At 57.1% G+C, this 16257-nt stretch carries 13 protein-coding genes and 1 pseudogene; all 14 read right to left on the reverse strand.

What is annotated here, in order from left to right; all coding sequences use genetic code 11:
* Window positions 1-43: 43 nt before the first annotated feature.
* Window positions 44-499 carry an IDEAL domain-containing protein gene (locus C162_RS03050; protein ID WP_036691179.1) on the reverse strand — a complete coding sequence of 152 codons (456 nt, stop codon included), beginning with the start codon at window positions 497-499 and terminating at the stop codon, window positions 44-46.
* A 601-nt stretch (window positions 500-1100) separates the two neighbouring features.
* Window positions 1101-2909 (reverse strand): adenine deaminase, encoded by a 1809-nt coding sequence (locus tag C162_RS03055; RefSeq protein WP_036691181.1) that lies wholly within the window; start codon window positions 2907-2909, stop codon window positions 1101-1103.
* A 106-nt stretch (window positions 2910-3015) separates the two neighbouring features.
* Complete coding sequence (locus C162_RS03060; RefSeq protein WP_036691124.1) at window positions 3016-4239, reverse strand: pyridoxal-phosphate-dependent aminotransferase family protein; 1224 nt, start codon at window positions 4237-4239, stop codon at window positions 3016-3018.
* A gap of 85 nt (window positions 4240-4324) precedes the next feature.
* Complete coding sequence (locus tag C162_RS03065) at window positions 4325-5704, reverse strand: Zn-dependent hydrolase (RefSeq protein ID WP_235218336.1); 1380 nt, start codon at window positions 5702-5704, stop codon at window positions 4325-4327.
* Window positions 5668-7065: an allantoinase AllB gene (gene allB, locus C162_RS03070; protein WP_036691126.1), complete on the reverse strand. Its 1398-nt coding sequence runs from the start codon at window positions 7063-7065 to the stop codon at window positions 5668-5670. Before allB ends, C162_RS03065 begins: the two co-directional genes overlap by 37 nt.
* 62 nt (window positions 7066-7127) lie before the next feature.
* The gene (gene uraH / locus C162_RS03075) at window positions 7128-7514 is read right to left on the reverse strand and encodes a hydroxyisourate hydrolase (protein WP_200869170.1); all 387 of its coding nucleotides are present in this window, start codon (window positions 7512-7514) and stop codon (window positions 7128-7130) included.
* A 48-nt stretch (window positions 7515-7562) separates the two neighbouring features.
* Complete coding sequence (uraD, locus tag C162_RS03080; protein ID WP_200869168.1) at window positions 7563-8081, reverse strand: 2-oxo-4-hydroxy-4-carboxy-5-ureidoimidazoline decarboxylase; 519 nt, start codon at window positions 8079-8081, stop codon at window positions 7563-7565.
* A gap of 52 nt (window positions 8082-8133) precedes the next feature.
* A complete protein-coding gene (locus C162_RS03085) occupies window positions 8134-9063 on the reverse strand; it encodes an ABC transporter permease (protein WP_036691130.1) in 930 nt (309 codons plus the stop codon).
* 30 nt (window positions 9064-9093) lie between these two features.
* Entirely contained in the window at window positions 9094-10209 is a 1116-nt protein-coding gene (locus tag C162_RS03090; RefSeq protein ID WP_036691132.1) for an ABC transporter permease, read from the reverse strand.
* Complete coding sequence (locus C162_RS03095; protein ID WP_036691133.1) at window positions 10206-11738, reverse strand: ABC transporter ATP-binding protein; 1533 nt, start codon at window positions 11736-11738, stop codon at window positions 10206-10208. The genes C162_RS03090 and C162_RS03095 overlap by 4 nt, the downstream gene beginning before the upstream one ends.
* 110 nt (window positions 11739-11848) lie before the next feature.
* Window positions 11849-13024 carry a BMP family ABC transporter substrate-binding protein gene (locus C162_RS03100; RefSeq protein WP_036691135.1) on the reverse strand — a complete coding sequence of 392 codons (1176 nt, stop codon included), beginning with the start codon at window positions 13022-13024 and terminating at the stop codon, window positions 11849-11851.
* A 213-nt stretch (window positions 13025-13237) separates the two neighbouring features.
* Window positions 13238-13867: an NTP transferase domain-containing protein gene (locus C162_RS03105; RefSeq protein ID WP_036691137.1), complete on the reverse strand. Its 630-nt coding sequence runs from the start codon at window positions 13865-13867 to the stop codon at window positions 13238-13240.
* 43 nt (window positions 13868-13910) lie between these two features.
* On the reverse strand, window positions 13911-15485 hold the full coding sequence (locus tag C162_RS03110) for a PucR family transcriptional regulator (RefSeq protein ID WP_036691139.1): 1575 nt from the start codon (window positions 15483-15485) through the stop codon (window positions 13911-13913).
* A 517-nt stretch (window positions 15486-16002) separates the two neighbouring features.
* Window positions 16003-16257 (reverse strand): annotated as a pseudogene (locus C162_RS03115) (amidase family protein); the annotation flags it as partial.

The raw sequence follows: 16257 nt of genomic DNA on the forward strand, positions 1-16257 counted from the left end.
CTATCATCCTGTGAGCCGGGCGCGTTTTATTTTAATAGTACGACTATTGAAGAGTGAGCTGTTTATATTTGGCAGTCAGTTCCTCGAACCACTGCTTATCCTGCAAAGTCAGCGCAAAATCGATCAATTCAGCAATTTCATCAGGCTGCAGATCCGGCGAATCCTTGAAGCTGATCTCAGCCGAAGCCGAAGCTGTTCCCTCCGAGTCCTCCGCAAAATCATAGGAGAACATCAGCTTGATGTCACTTTCCAGAAACTCATTGCGCAGGAAGTAGAGCACCTCGCACATCAGAACAGGTCTGACATGGTTCTCGAACACACACTCCATGACCTTAGCCCAATAATGCTGGTTGCTGAGATGCAGCTTATCATTGGTCAGCAGATACTGCTCACCCTGATAGTCATTGACAAATTTCAGTTCAACCGGCTCCATTTTAAAAATACTGGTAATTTGCTTCCTTGTGATATTCAAGATGTCGCGCGTTTCTAATCTCATCATTCTCATGCACCCCGTTCCTCAGGTTTGGACTCTCTGTATATGCTGAATTTTCATGATTCGACAATAATTTTAACTAATTTAAAAGTATTATCGTCTTTTCCGCACCTATTGTTAATGCTTTTTCATTAAAAACTTAAAATTTTCTGTTTCATGCTGTGAAAAATCGGTTAATTAATATATTTTTTATGCACACAGACGAGGACATAATGGTGCAGGATATGGAGTATGAATTACGGCGACGCTTCGGAGCACGCTCCGCAAACGGAATGTTGTTCCAATCGCTCTTGTATCCAGATTTTTCTCATTCCCCTAATCGGTGAAAATCCGGATACAAAGGCGACCGCTCCGCTTCTCCACAATCATTCCGCCCGCTCCGCTGTTTAAGAGTAGGAGTATCAAACCTAATACATAGCATTGTTGCACATCTTGCAGGAACTCCCTACAAATGCTACTGGCTGCGGAGCATGGAGCCATACGTCATCGCAGCAGCACTGATTGTATTCGGTATTTCATATAATTTAAGCAACAAAAAAAGCCACCCAGTCTGCAATAGACTGAATGGCCCAGTAGCCCAATATTAGAATAAAAGTGTGCCTTCCCCTTAGCTAACGAACAACGGTACCAGTTGAATACCCTCTTCGGGGGAGATCCGCACCAGGCCTTTATCGGAAATCCGCAGTGCGGGGATAACCGCCAGGGCCAGCAGAGACAGGGTCATAAAAGCATAGTTCAGCGTACACCCCGCATCATATAGCGCTTTGCTGATGGCAGCGGATTGCGCGGCGGCAATCTCAAACGGCTCTGCCGACATCAGTCCGGCAATCGCCAGCGGGAACAAGGTGGTTCCGGCAGCGGTAATCACCGCAACACCGCCCTGCGCTTCCGCCACGGCGGCAGCCGCCTGCGCCATCAGTCCATCATCATTGCCGATGACCAGCACATTATGGCTGTCATGAGCTACAGTCATCGCTATGGCCGCAGGCTCGCGGAAGCCGATGCCCTGTACAACCCCGACGGATTTGTTGCCGGTTCCCTTGTGCCGCTCCAGAACAGCGATTTTGCACAGACCGTCTTGCACCACCAGCTCCGATCCAGCTATTGGCAGGCTCATGATCAGCTCGCCGGTCTCCACATGGTTCTCAATGACTTGGATGACCCGCGTGGCCAGAACACCTTCCTCAATCGGCGCATGAATCACAAAGTCTGCGGGAACCGGAGGCTGCTGCAGATGCACAGAGGCCAGCACTTCATCCGGGTAGGTGTACGGGCTCAGCTCAGCCGTCATGCTGCCGTTCTCAGCCACAACAACGCCAGCTGCAATCGTCATGACCACATGAACATCGGCCAGATTACCGTCCAGCAGAATGATATCCGCGCAGGAGCCAGGCGTGATAGAGCCGATATCGCGGGCTACACCGAAGCGCTCGGCGGTGTTGATCGTTGCCATCTGAAAAGCCGTGACCGGCTTCACCCCCTGGGAGATCGCATGGCGTACGACAAAATCCATATGCCCCTCATCGCGCAGTGATTCGGAGCTGCGGTCATCCGTCACCAGCATCATCCGGCGCGGGTCCAACCCGTGCTCGGTATGCGCCGTGATGGTTTTGGCGACATCATGCCAGGCAGAGCCGCGGCGCATTTTGGCGTACATCCCCAGACGTACGCGTTCTATAACATCCTCAGCCGTCACACACTCATGATCCCCAGTCACCCCTGCTGCGGCATAGACCGGAAGTCTCCAGTCACTCGCCGGCCAGGTGAAATGCCCGTCAACATACCGTCCCGCACGCAGCGTGGCCTGGATCTCTCCGATCATCTTCTCATCGCCGTAGACCACTCCCGGGAAGTTCATGACTTCGCCGAGTGCGATCACATCCTCGCCCCAGGTGTAAGCCTCCGCTACTTCCTCCGGTCCGATCGACGCGCCGGTTGTCTCAAATTCCGCACCCGCAGAAGGGACACAGGAAGCCACCTGCATATAAGCAGCCAGCGGCGTTCCCCGCATCTCGTCCAGCATCAGCTTAATTCCCTTAAGCCCGAACACGTTGGCAATCTCATGGGCATCGAAGAAGCCTCCGGTCGTCCCCAGCGGCAATACAGCGCGGGCGAATTCAGTCACCGTCAATTGAGTGCTCTCGATGTGGCAGTGTCCGTCAATCAGGCCGGGAGCAATGTATCTGCCCGCCGCATCAATAACCTGCGTTCTCTCCCCAATCGTATGGGAGACGTCCTTGCCGACGTAAGCAATGCGCCCGCCTTGTACAGCGACGGACATGCCGTCCAGAATCTCCCCGGAGCAGACATTGACCAGCTTGCCGCCTGTAATGACCAGTGTAGCCTTCTGATCTCCCCGGGCTGTAGCTACCAGCTCAGGCACGCAATCAGCCAATGGTTGTCGTGAATAAGTCATCATGTGCACTCCCTTCCGGTTATCTATTTAGAAAAAACGGCCCTGACACCCCTCCAGGGGCGCAAGCCGTCACTTAAAGAAATCGCATTGTGTATGATTATCTTACTTATGACTCATATACGTCAAGTGCCGCCTGAACACCCTGTCCGGCAGGTACCGCATACCCGTGGCGGATAAGCACGGCCTCCAGCGCGCCAAGCAGACGCAGCACATTATTCTCCCGGCAGCTGAAGCCCATGGTACCGATCCGCCAGATCTGGCCTTGTAACGGCCCGAAGGAGCTTGCAATCTCAATACCGAAACGCTGCAGCAGCATGGAACGGACGGATTCCCCGTCTATGCCCGCCGGAATGTGCACACAGGTGACCACCGTCAGCTTGCTATCCGCCTCCCCGTATAACTCCAGCCCCATAGCTGACAGTCCGGCAGTAAGGGCTTGCTCATGGAATCTGTGCCTTGCATGCCGCGCTTCCAGCCCTTCCTCCAGGACCAGCCGCAGGCCTTCCCGCAGAGCATAGAGCATAGAGGTCATCTCCGTATGGTGATTGAGCCGCCGGGGACTCCAGTAATCCTGCAGCATACTCAGGTCCAGGTAATTGCTGCGTACCACGGGCAACTCACTGACAGCAGCTGCATCAGTTCTAAGTCCACGCTCCACCTGCTTGCGCTTCAGCAGCTTGGCCTCAGCCCGGTCATTATACGTCACCGGGGCCATACCTGAAGGGATGGACAGGCATTTCTGCGTTCCGCCGACCACGGCATCCAGCATCCAGGCATCCGTCTCTACCGGCACCCCGCCGATCGTCGCCACCGCGTCTACAATCAGCAGCGCATCCTGCTCCCGGCAGGCCCGCCCGATCTCGGCCAGCGGCTGCACACGGCCTGTAGAGGTCTCCCCGTGAACCATTGCCACCACATCCGGCTTGAACCTCCGTATAGCTGCAATTACCTCTTCCGGGGGAAAGACACGGCCCCAGGTCTGTTCAATCGTGAGTACTTCAGCGCCGCAGCGTTCAGCAATCTCATGGAGCAAGTGGCCGAAACGGCCAAAGACCGGAATCAGCACGCGGTCCCCCGGCGCAATCAGGCTGACCATCACCGCCTCAATGCCGGAACGCGAAGTCCCGTCTACCGGATACGCCCACTGATTCTTGGTGGCGAATAGCTCACGCAGCATCTCCATCGTCTCATTCATGATCTCTGTGAATTCAGGATCGAATTGTCCCAGCACCGGATAAGACATCGCCCGCAGCACACGCGGATCAACCTCCACGGGGCCGGGGGTCATAATGCACCGCAAGGACGGCGACAAATCTTCGTACCGCTTCATGATTCTCCCCCCTCCAGACTTCTAAGTGATCAGCCCCCGCTGTTTATTACACAATTAAGATTACAACTCTAAGCTTGGTCGTCTCTTATTCATAAGCTAATCCATATAATATAGCTGTCAGCACTTCCAGTCCAGCAGCGAGATCCTCCGGGGAGGTGTACTCCACAGGAGAATGACTGATCCCGCCTTGGCTGGGCACGAAGATCATCGCGGACGGGCAGCGCGGGGCGAACAACTGGGCATCATGGCCCGCACCGCTGACCATGCTCAGGTAAGGCTTCTCCTGCTGGAGACAGATCTCTTCAAGAGCTGTGCGAAGCTCCTGATCCATAGGAGCAGGGGCTGTCTCCAGCAGCGTCTGTACCTCAAGTGTCAGGCCGCGCCTGCGGCCAAGCTCTGCGAACTCTGCCAGGATAGCTGCGCAGAAGCGCTCCAGTACCCCGGTTTCGCTATGCCGGATGTCCAGCGTGAACTGCACTTCGCCGGGAATTACATTGGATGTACCCGGATAGACCTCGAGCCGCCCCGTTGTGGCTACCAGCGGATCACCCTCCGCCAGGGCGGACCGCTCCAGGGCCAGCAGCATCTCCGCACTACCAGCCAGTGCATCCTGCCTTAACCCCATCGGCGTAGTCCCTGCATGATTGGCCGTCCCGCCTACCTTGACAAGATACCGCCGCTGTCCGGCGATAGCCTGCACAACCCCAATTCTCCGGGACGTCCGTTCCAGAATAATCCCCTGTTCAATATGCAGCTCGACATACGCGGCAATATCACTGCGCACAGGACTATTACTGTGCCAGAAGCTTTCCTGCAGACCCGCTGTTGCTCCAGCTTCCGGTTCCCCACTCCCGCTTCCGCCACTCTGCTCCAGACCCGCCGCAGCTTCAGCAGCCAACCCTTCACTCTCCCCAAGGCCGCAGGCCGCCATCGCAGCCGCCAGCGTGATTCCATCCGCATCTGCGCAGTCTATACATTCCTTCCCGTTATAAAGCCCGGTTACATTCCCCGAGCCCCAAAACGTCAGCGGAAAGCGGCTGCCCTCTTCCTCGCAGAAGGATACTACCTCCAGCGTCCGCAGCGGCGGACCGAAGGTCTCCAGAAGATAATGCAGCGCAGTTACAGCAGCCGCTACTCCATAAGCGCCGTCATACCGTCCGCCATTGACTACCGTGTCGATATGCGAGCCGGTCAGGATAACCTTATCGCTGACCTGAGAACCGGCCAGTGTGCCATAGATGTTCCCCACCTGATCCATCCGGACTTCAAGCCCGAGTCCAGCCATTCTCTCCTGCAAAAAATGCTGAACCCCTTGCCACTCCGGCGTATACAACAGCCGGGTAACTCCTGGACCCGGGGCGCTATAGGCTGCGAGTTCATCCAACAGCTTCAGCATCTCCCCGGCCGGGACATGCGGGACCGGCGGCTTCATAGCCCGGGCTGGCTGTGCCTGATCCGCAGCCATTCTCCTCCACTGCCAGCAACAACGCCTTTCGTAGCAGTATAGACTGTATTGCCCCGGCAGATCGTTGCCGTTACCTTGCAGGATAACGTCATTCCGACATAGGGGCTATGCCGGTGGCGGTACAACAGATCCTCTGCACGCAGGGTATAGGCTGCATCTGGATCAAGCAGCACCAGATCTGCATCCAGCCCCGGTGCGATGGAGCCCTTGCGCCCCTCCAGCCCGAACCGCCGGGCAGGAAGCCCGGAGAGCAGCGCCGAGATCTGCGTAACCGGCAAGCCGCGCACATGAACGCCTTCATGGAACATCAATTCCAGACTGCTCTGGGCTCCTGAGATCCCGCCCCAGGCTTCCATGAACGACAGCCCGGGCGCCAGCTTCAAGTCGGGCGGACAGGGGGAATGATCGGAAGCAACCAGATCCACCTGCCCCGCAGCCAGCGCCGTCCAAAGCCGGTCCCGCTCCCCGCTGCTGCGAAGAGGCGGAGCGCACTTGGCCAGCGGCCCAAGGGTCTCCATGCTGTCTTCATCCAGAATCAGATAATGGGGACAGGTCTCTGCGGTCACATCCAGGCCGCGCAGCTTGGCCTCATGAATCAGCTCCAGGGCTGCCGCTGTGCTGATATGGACGAAGTGCAGCTTACAGCCGGTCCGCTCACTATACAGCAGCGCACTGGCTACAGCCGCAAGCTCCGCTTGCGGAGGGCGCGAAGCCGCAAAATCCCTCGCGCTGCTGCGCCCGGCGCGTATTGCCGCCGCCCCAAGCGTCGAGGTTATCGCTTCACTCTCCGCATGCAGGGCGAGAATCCCGCCGGTTGCGGCGATCCGAAGCATCCCCTGATACAGGGTATCATCGTCCACCTCACGGAACCGCCCTTCGCCTTCACCGCCGGGATTCGAGATGAAGGCCTTGAACCCGGTAACGCCCGCTGCCGCCAGTCCCTCCAACTCCTCCAGATTCCCTGGCATAAGGCCGCCCCACAGCACATAATCCACCGCCGAGTTCCCGGCTGCGGCCTCCGCCTTCAGCCGGAGCGCTTCCAGACTCACCGTCGGCGGATTCCCGTTCAGCGGCATATCCGCATAACAGGTGCAGCCGCCGGCCGCAAGAGCAGCCGACCCGCTGCGGAAGCCCTCCCAGTGACCGAGCGCAGGCTCATTGAAGTGAACATGCATGTCGATCATACCGGGCAGCACGTATTGCCCTTCCGCATCCAGAATTCTGGTCCCGGACGAGGCCTGTAAGTCTTCGCCCAGTGCAGCGATTTTGCCATCCTTCACTCCGATCTCAAGCCTGCGGACTTCTTCGGGCAGGACCACCTGTCCGTTCCTGATGATAAGCTCATAACCTTCTTCCTTCATGATAGGCCCACCTCCGGTCTATTGGCTTAAGATTAGATGCAGCGGTACACTGGACTGCCGTGTTAACTCCCGCGATAAGTGCTGTATCCTCCAGGTGCAACCAGCAGCGGTACATGGTAATGGGCGGAGGGGTCCGGCATATTGAAGCGGATCGGAATCTGGTCCAGGAACGGAACAACAGCCCCCGCTTCCTCCTCCGTCTCCGGTTCTCCGGCACCAGCCTGAGTGCCCCGGAAATAATCACCGGCCATAAATAGCAGCTCATAGCTTCCGGCCAGCATCTCTTCTCCAGCCAGCAGCGGAGCGTCCAGCCTGCCGTCCTCATTCGTTAGCGCCTCACGCAGCAGCACAGGGCCTCCGGTATCCAGCCGCCAGAGCTGAAGCGACAGGCCCGCAGCAGGCTTGCCCCGTGAAAGATCCAGCACATGGGTGCTCAGCCGTCCGTTCATTCCAGACATTTGCGTCACCTTCCTCCTATAATATGCAGTGACCTGCCTCTATTCCGCCCCCAGCAGATCCTCCAGCCGAAAACGAGTGATTGTTCCAATCTCCAGCAGCGCCTGCTCCTGCTCCTCCTTAAGCGGACGGTCCACACGCTCACCGATGGCGCTAAGGATGTCTTCTTTCGTTTTGCCCCGTACAGCGAAGATGAACGGAAAGCGGAATTTCGCTATATAGGCAGCGTTCAGTCCGGTAAGCTGTGTGAATTCCTCCGGTGTCAGCCGGTCCAGTCCGGCCCCCTGCTGCTCAGCCGCCGAGAGCGGACTGACTGCAAGTCTTGTCGCCAGATCCGGGTGAGCTCTCAGCAGCGCCAGCACTTGGTCCGGCTCCGCCTGCCGTGCTATCTCCATCATGGCAGCATGCAGCTCCTGCACCGAATTGAACGGACGCCTGCTGTACACCCCCTCTGATACCCAAGGGGAATGCTCGAAGATACCTCCGAGCTGCTCCACGAAGTCCTGTTTTGCCATCGAATTAATCTGCTCCAGAGTCAACCGGTCCGCCGGTATAGTCATAAGCCAGCCCCCATCCCTCTAATTTGTATATTGCCGCCTGCGCACTCCCGGCCTAGAACCGCTGTTCGCGGATATAAGGCGTTCCCAGCGATTCCGGCGTACCGGAGGGCTTGTTGCGGTTGCGGTATCCCAGATACATCAATACGAGAATCGTTACGACGTATGGAATCATTTTCAGAAAATAAGACGGCACCGCACTTCCCAGCAGCTGAATACGGAAGCCCAGCGAATCGAGCGCTCCGAAGAAGTAGGCGCAGAACAGTGCGCGCAGCGGATTCCATCTGGCGAAAATCACCAGACCCACGGCGATCCAGCCCCGTCCGGCGGTCAGCCCTTCATTCCAGGTCGGCGCATACGCCAGCACCATATCCGCACCGGCCAGACCAATCAGCGCCGCTCCGGCAGTAACATAGCAGTAACGGATCAGCTGCACACGAATCCCCATGACGTCCGCAGTGGCCGGATTGTCGCCGACTGCCCGAAGATGCAGTCCCCACGAGGTATGATGAATCAGCAGATGCAGCACAAGGACGAGCAGGAGACTGAACCAGGTCAGCATATCCAGCCTTCCAAAAAGCTCCCCGAGCACCGGCACCGGCTTCAGCGCCGCCAGATCCAGCTTCGGCAAACTGCCGGGAAGCGGAATGCCGCTGATCGACTTACCCACATAAGCGCTAAGCCCGCTGCCGAACAGCGTCATCGCCAGGCCCGACATCGTCTGATTCGCCCTCAGCGTGACACATAAGAACGAATGAACCATACCCAGAAGAGCGGTAATGGCTACCGCCGAGAGCAGCGCAAGGATGAGATTCCCGCTGCGGATGTAGACGATACAAGTCGTCACTGCCCCCATCAGCATCAGCCCCTCCGCGCCGAGCTGGATAATGCCGGCCCGTTCGGTCAGAATGCCTCCCAGCGTAGCCAGCAGCAGCGGTGTTCCGGCGGAGATAGCGGCGATTAATAATTGTGTAGTGAAATCCATGAGTGAACTCCCTCCTGTACGAGAATGCTGTTATGCGCTCCGGCGGATGCGGAACCGGTGAATCATGTCGCCGGCAATCAGGAAGAACAGGATCGCGCCCTGCAGCATTTCCGATATGGACGAAGGCAGTCCGATCGTCTGAACACTATAGCCGCCCACAATCAGGCCGCCGAACAGAATCGAAGTCACAACCAGGCCCAGCGGGTTCAGCTTGGCAAGCCAGGCTACGATGATCGCCGTATAGCCATAGCCCGGGGAGATCCCCTGCATCAGCTTATGCGTAACCCCGGACACCTCGGCCATGCCGGCAATCCCGGCAAGACCGCCGCTGATCAGCATGACGATGATAATATGCTTCTTGATGTGGATGCCCGCATACCGGGCGGCTGTTGGATTGGCGCCGATTAGACGCAGCTCATAGCCCCAGCGGGTGAACCGGATCATCAGATAATAGATCAGCACGGCCACGAGGCCGAAGATCAGCCCGATGTGCAGCCGGGTGCTGCCAAGAACCGGCAGCGACTGGGCAGCGGTGAACATCGGCGAACCCGGGAAGTTGAACCCCTTCGGGTCCTTCCAGGGGCCGAATACTACATAATCCAGAGCCAGCAAGGCCACGTAGTTCAGCATCAGCGAGGTAATCAGCTCATTGACACCGAAATGGGTTCGCGGCACCGCCGTCATCAGACCCCACAAGGCTCCGGCCGCTGTACCGAAAACCAGCATCAGCGTAATGGACCAGAAGGAAGAAAGGCTGGGGAAGTAGATCGTTACCGCAGTAGCCGCCATAGCACCTACCGTCAATTGTCCCTCCGCCCCGATATTCCACACGGAGATCCGGTAAGCTACAGCAATGCCTAGCCCGCAGAGCAGCAGCGGAATAGCCTTGACCATGGTTTCAGTGAAGCCGTAGGAGGTGCCGAAGGCTCCCCGGAACATTTTCTCGTAGACAACCAGCGGGCTCATTCCATTAGCGGCGATGAACACCGCACAGAGCAGGAGCGCCAGAACAACCGACAGAATAGGCGTCCACCACGGTGAACGGGTACGGCTTGAATCATATTCCAGCCTGAGGGAGTACCACCTCCCGCTGCGCCCCGCCAGCGGCGGAAGCGTTGCAGATTCATTTCCAGGCTTCGGACTCATACCGCACTTCCCTCCCTGCTCCGGATACCGGCCATCATCAGGCCGATTTGTTCCCGGTCCGCCTGCTCATGGTCGCTCTCGCCTACAATTGAACCTCCGTAGATCACCAGAATACGGTCGGATAACTGCAGCAGTTCATCCAGATCCTCGGAGATCAGCAGCACCCCGCTCCCGGAGCTGCGCAGCTCCATCAGCAGCTCATGTACCCCTGCCGCCGCGCCGACATCCAACCCTTGCGTCGGATGCACGGCCACCATCAGCTTCGGACGGTGGCTGACCTCGCGGGCGAACAGCAGCTTCTGCTGATTCCCGCCGGACAATTGCTGCACAGGAGTATCCAGCTCAGGCGTCTTCACATTGAAGCGGCGGACCAGCTCCTGCGACCAGGAGCGGTTCCTGGCCGCCTTCAGGAAGCCGAACCGGGAATGCTCCCCGCTGCGGTAAGACTTGAACAGCAGGTTGTCAACTGACCCCAGCCGTCCGGCCAGACCGCTCTTCATCCGGTTCTCCGGCACATGCGAGATGCCCGAATCGATCGCCCCTCTTACCGAAGCTGTTTTCACAGGACTGCCGTCAAATCGGATCTCGCCCTTCCTCCAAGCTCTAAGTCCCGTCAATACCTCAGCCAGCTCCTTCTGCCCGTTGCCCGCAACGCCGGCCACGCCCACAATTTCGCCTTCATGAACCGTAAGCGACAGGGCATCCAGCGCCTTGCGGCCATGATCTGCTGCGACCTCCAGATCGCGGACAATCAGCAGCGGCTCTCCGGCCGTTGCCTCGCGCTCCTGACGGCTGATCGCAACCTCCCGGCCCACCATAAGCCGGGCCAGCTCCAGCTCATCCGTCTCGCCTGTCATCAGCGAAGCAATCATTTTCCCCTTGCGCATCACGGAGATCCGGTCTGAGGAGGTCATGACCTCCTTCATTTTATGCGTGGTCATGATCACCGTCTTTCCCGCCTGCTTCATCACCTGAAGGGTCCCGAACAGCTGCTCCGCCTCTCCCGGTGTCAGCACCGAAGTCGGCTCATCCAGGATGATGATGTCTGCCCCGCGGTATAGCGTTTTGACAATCTCAACACGCTGCTGCTCGCCGACAGACAGCTGCCAGATTGGCCGGTCGACGGGAAATTTCAGGCCAAACCTTTCTCCAAGCCCCTCTATCTCTTCATGCTTACGTTTGATCCATCTGCTGCCGCGCCAGAAAGACGACTTTTCGCCAAGCACGATATTCTCCGCCGCTGTAAGGCTTTGCACCAGTCTGAAGTTCTGAAAGACCATGCCTACACCAAGCATTGCCGCATCCTTCGGGGAACGGATTCTGGCCGGTTTGCCATGAATGAGAATCTCTCCGGCGTCCGCCCGGTACACCCCTGACAGCATGCTCATGACTGTGCTTTTCCCCGCCCCGTTCTCCCCGAGCAGCGCGTGAATCTCTCCCGCATTTGCCGAAAAATCAACTTGATCGCTGGCCGTTACAGCACCGAATGTCTTCACTATCCCGCGCATTTCAACCGAAGGGTCCTGCATAGTGCTACGCTCCTTTCCGGGTAGTTATAGTACAGGTGGGGAAGGCTCCGGTATCCGGACCCCGCCCCACCCGTAAGGCTGTGCTGTATGAAGATGTGTTGCAGCAGCTGTTACTGCGGAATCGTGCCCTCGACACCTTTGACCAGCCAGTTCATGCCAAGCACCTCTTCAAGGGTCAGCTTCTGGCCGTCCTTAACAGTTACATTGCCCTTGTTGTCCGAGATCGGTCCGGTGAATACCTCCAGCTCGCCGCTGATGATCTTGGCCTTGGCGTCCTCCACCAGCTTCTTCACATCCTCGGGAACCTTGTTGCCGAATGGCGCCAGCTCCACCATGCCGTCAGCCATATCGCCGGAATACTGCTCACTTTTCCAAGTTCCGTCCATCACGGATTGAACAGCTTTTACATAATAAGGCCCCCAGTTCCATACAGGGTTGGTTAAGTAGTTGTCCGGTGCATACTTGCTCATATCCGAGTCATTCCCCCCGGCAAAAGCTCCCCGTTCCGCCGCAGCCTGAAGGGTAGCCGGTGAATCCTGATACGCCAGCAGGACATCCGCCCCTTTGTCGAGCAGGCTGATTGCCGCCTGACGTTCCGTCGCAGGGTCATACCAGGTATTCGTCCACACCACATCCACCTTCACCGCCGGGTTGACACTCTGCGCGCCCAGCGTGAAGGCGTTCAGATTATAGATCACCTCGCTGATCGGGAAGGCTCCCACATAGCCGAGATGATTTTTCTTTGTCATTTTACCTGCCGCGATCCCGGACAGATAACTGGCCTGATAGTTTTTGCCGAAGTAGGTTCCCATGTTCTCGGCTGTCTTGTAGCCGGAGGCATGCATGAACTTCACGTTAGGGAATTTCCCTGCCACGTTCAAGGTGAAATCCATATAGCCGAAGCTTGTGGTGAACACGATGTCATGGTTCTGCGCAAGCTCTGTGATGATCCGCTCGGCATCGGCGCTTTCCGGTACATTTTCCACGAAATCCGCCTTGATCCCAAGCTCCTTCTCCATATATAGCCGGCCCTGATCATGCTGATACGTATACCCGCCGTCACCCGGAGGCCCGATATAGACAAAAGCAACCGTCGGCTTCTCCGCTGCCGGCTCTGTTGTTGCCGCTGCCTCACCGCCTGCCGGTGTACTTGCCGCCGGAGGCGCCGCCGTTGCAGTTGCATCTGTATTAGACGCCGTATTATTCTTCGCGCACCCCGTCAGAACCACCGCCAGCAGGAACATCGTGATGATGCTGAATTTGAATGCCTGACCCCTTTGTTTCATAATTCTCCTCCTCCAGGATATCTCTCCTAATGGCTATAGCCATTAATGTATCTCTACTATACTGAGGAGCAGCACTTACGTAAATTTATATAACATAGCTTTGTGTGGGTGGATAAGAAGAGGGGTCGCTTTTGTGCTTCATGCACGAAGACATCTCAAAATTTAACTTAAATTATGTGATATTAGCTTACATCAATTTAGAAAATATCGAATTTACTGTCTGTTGCCGCTCCGCACGCTCCATTCTCTGCGGTACCCTCCGAAGCTCTCCGGCAGCCCGGGCTCTGCGAACGCCTGAACAGACTCTTGAGGCAGGATGAGCCCCTTATACTCCTTGGTCCGCATAATGGCAGCTATGCCCTCTTCATCGTCCAGCTCCTGAAGTCCGCGGAACAGCGCGCTTGAGAACAGGGTAGGCGGCATCAGCAATCCTTCTTGTGCACTCGTGACATAATCAAGCTCCGGGTGCTGCTCATACGCTTGGATGAACCGGCGGATCTGAGCGGCTGCCACAAACGGCTGATCCGCCGCCGCAATGACCACTGCATCCGGCTGAAGCGAAGCTACAGCATTCAAGCCGCAGCGCAGTGAGAAGGACAGGCCCAAATGGGCCGTCAGGCAAGTCTCAATCCGCCGCATATTCTCCGCCTTCCCGGCAGGAGGCAGCCAGCCCAAAGGATCATCCGCACGAACCACCACAACCAGCGGCGCAAGCCCGCAGTTCTCCAGCTCACTGAGCATCGCCGCACCTGCTGAACCCGCGCCCGCCCTGTTCAGAGAACCTTCTGAGGCCCCTGCTCCATTCCTGCGGCCTGCCGCCAAAAAGATTCCGGCCACCTTCATTGTTCTCCACTCCTTTTTTTGGCAATCTGCTCATGGACGGCTGTTATTCGCGCTCCAGCATTCTGCGGAACAGGAAGACCAGCTTCAGCTTCATGAGATCATTGATTTTTTTGAAATCGACATCCAGCAACTCACTGAGCTTCTCAATCCGGTAAGTGGCCGTATTGCGGTGAATGAACAGCTTCTTGGCCGTCTCGTTCACATGGCCGTCATTCTCCAGGTAGACCTCCAGCGTATGGAGCATCTCCTTAACATATTCTGGTTCCCGGCTAAGTAGCCCCCGCAGGCTTCCGCTGTAATAACGCTCCATGGTCTCTGCCGGAATCTTGCTCAGCAGCAGATCAAGCTCCAGCTGGCGGTAATGCACCACATTTCCGTGTGCGCCCCATTGCCGGGCCATGCCCATACATTCCTTAATCTCGGCAAAAGCTTCCTTCAGCCCCTCCGGCTTCTGCTTCACACTGCTGACAGCGGACTGCGGATAATAACCTTTATCGAACTTCAGGTTGTCGAAGCATTCCTGAATCAGTGCCCGGAACTCCTCGGGCTGATGCGGCCCGGCCGGATACAGCGACACCACTCCCTCTTCCACCAGGAAGTGGACCGCCTGCAGGCCATGCAGCACCGGATGCTCCGAATACTCCTCCTTCAACCGCAGCAGCTCTCCCTGCCGGGCTTCTCCCGCAGCAGCCACATCGGTAAGCAGCAGTTGAAACGGGGCCTCAAGCAGCGTAATCTCCAGCCGGAGCGCTGCCTGTGCCAGCTCAGCGTATTTCAGCCCGTCATTCAGGAACCGCCGCAGCAGCCCGCTGAATTCACGGTGTCCGGCCTGCTCGAAATAATCCTCCAGCCCGGTATGCATATGATAAGAAATCAACTCCGCCCCCTGGACGAACAGACTTTCCTCCACGGGCAGCAGCAAGGGATCAATATCGCAATAATGAAGGTAACCTAGGCATTTCCCGGCTTGCAGCAGCGGAAGCCGGTAGCCGGTGCCTTCGCCGAGACGGAAGCGCTGATTGCGTGGCGGCCAGGGCCAACCTTCCAGTTGCTCACTTTCGGTGTACCCCGAGTTGTTAAATACTACCGTTCCCCGGTTGCTGATTACAGCCAGCGGGGAACCGATGATCTCCGAGACGGTGTCCAGCAGCGGACGGCTGCGACCGGAACGCAAGGCAAGACGCATCAGCAGCCGCTGCTTCTCCATCATGCTCTGCAGGGTGCCCACACTGCGCGACAGCTCTGCGCGGAACAAGCCGTTCATCTGGTCGGAGAAGGTGAACTGGAACGGCAGCTCAATCAGCGGGAAATTCAGCTGCTCTGCTTCCGCAATCAAGGGCGGCGGCACAGTCTCCCAGAACCGGCCCAGCTTAATGCCCAGCCCCGCTGACCCGCGCCGGTTCAGCATCTGCAGCAATGCCGAAGCTTCCTCCGGGCTGTCCTTGATCAGATAGGCTGTGGTCAGCAGCATTTCCCCTTCCTTGATCCAGTCCGAGATATCGGGAGCATCCATGACATTGATCGATTTCACAATCCTGTGCTTCCCCTTGGACCCGGCAATCAGCTTCGCTTCGGATAAAGGATAAATGGACAACGCTTCTTCCACTGTAAGATGCATAGCCACCCCTCCTTCTCTACCTTCATAATAGGTTAATTCGATTCATATGTTACTTTATGTAACATTATAGATAAAATGACCGCTGTTGGAAAGAGAAAAGTTAAAATCGGGTTATTTTGTGTTATATAATATTACGCATAAGTAACAAATGGCAGCATCGCCCCTCATTCGGTCCCTTGAACCTGCATACGGCCTGCTCATCTCCGCACCGAATGTATGCTGTTTTTCGCATACATTCGGTGCGCTCATTCGGCACGCTCACCCGCCACCTGCCATTGTATGCTGTTTTTCGCACACATCCGGATCACTCACCCCCGCACCGCCCCATTGCAATCAACCCGGTAGCCCTCGTGCCACCCAAAGTAATCGGTTTTCCGATTACAATCGCTCCGTCAGCCCTCGCACCGCCCGATGTAATCGGTTTTCCGATTACAATTGGATACTGTTTTCCGCATACATTGGGCAATCAGCAAAAAGCCCTGGTTCTCTTCATTCAGAGAACCAGGGCTATGACTTCCTACTTCCATACCTCCTGTATCCAGGACAGGAGCCGGAGATCTTGTCCGTGCCCGCCGATGACGGACAGTCCCAGCGGCATTCCGCCGGGGCCGGGCACCGGCAGCGTAACCTGCGGCAGCCCGGCCAGTCCGGCCAGGCAGCTGAGCATCATGGCGCTGCTGCGGCTCCGCTCCAGCTGCCCGGGTCCGGCGCCGCGCAGCGGGGCCGGACCCGGCACGGTCGGAAGGACGAGACAGCCGTCCTTCCCGAGCAG

Origin of the sequence: Paenibacillus sp. FSL R7-269 (assembly GCF_000517865.1) — a bacterium.
GTDB lineage: Bacteria > Bacillota > Bacilli > Paenibacillales > Paenibacillaceae > Paenibacillus_AQ.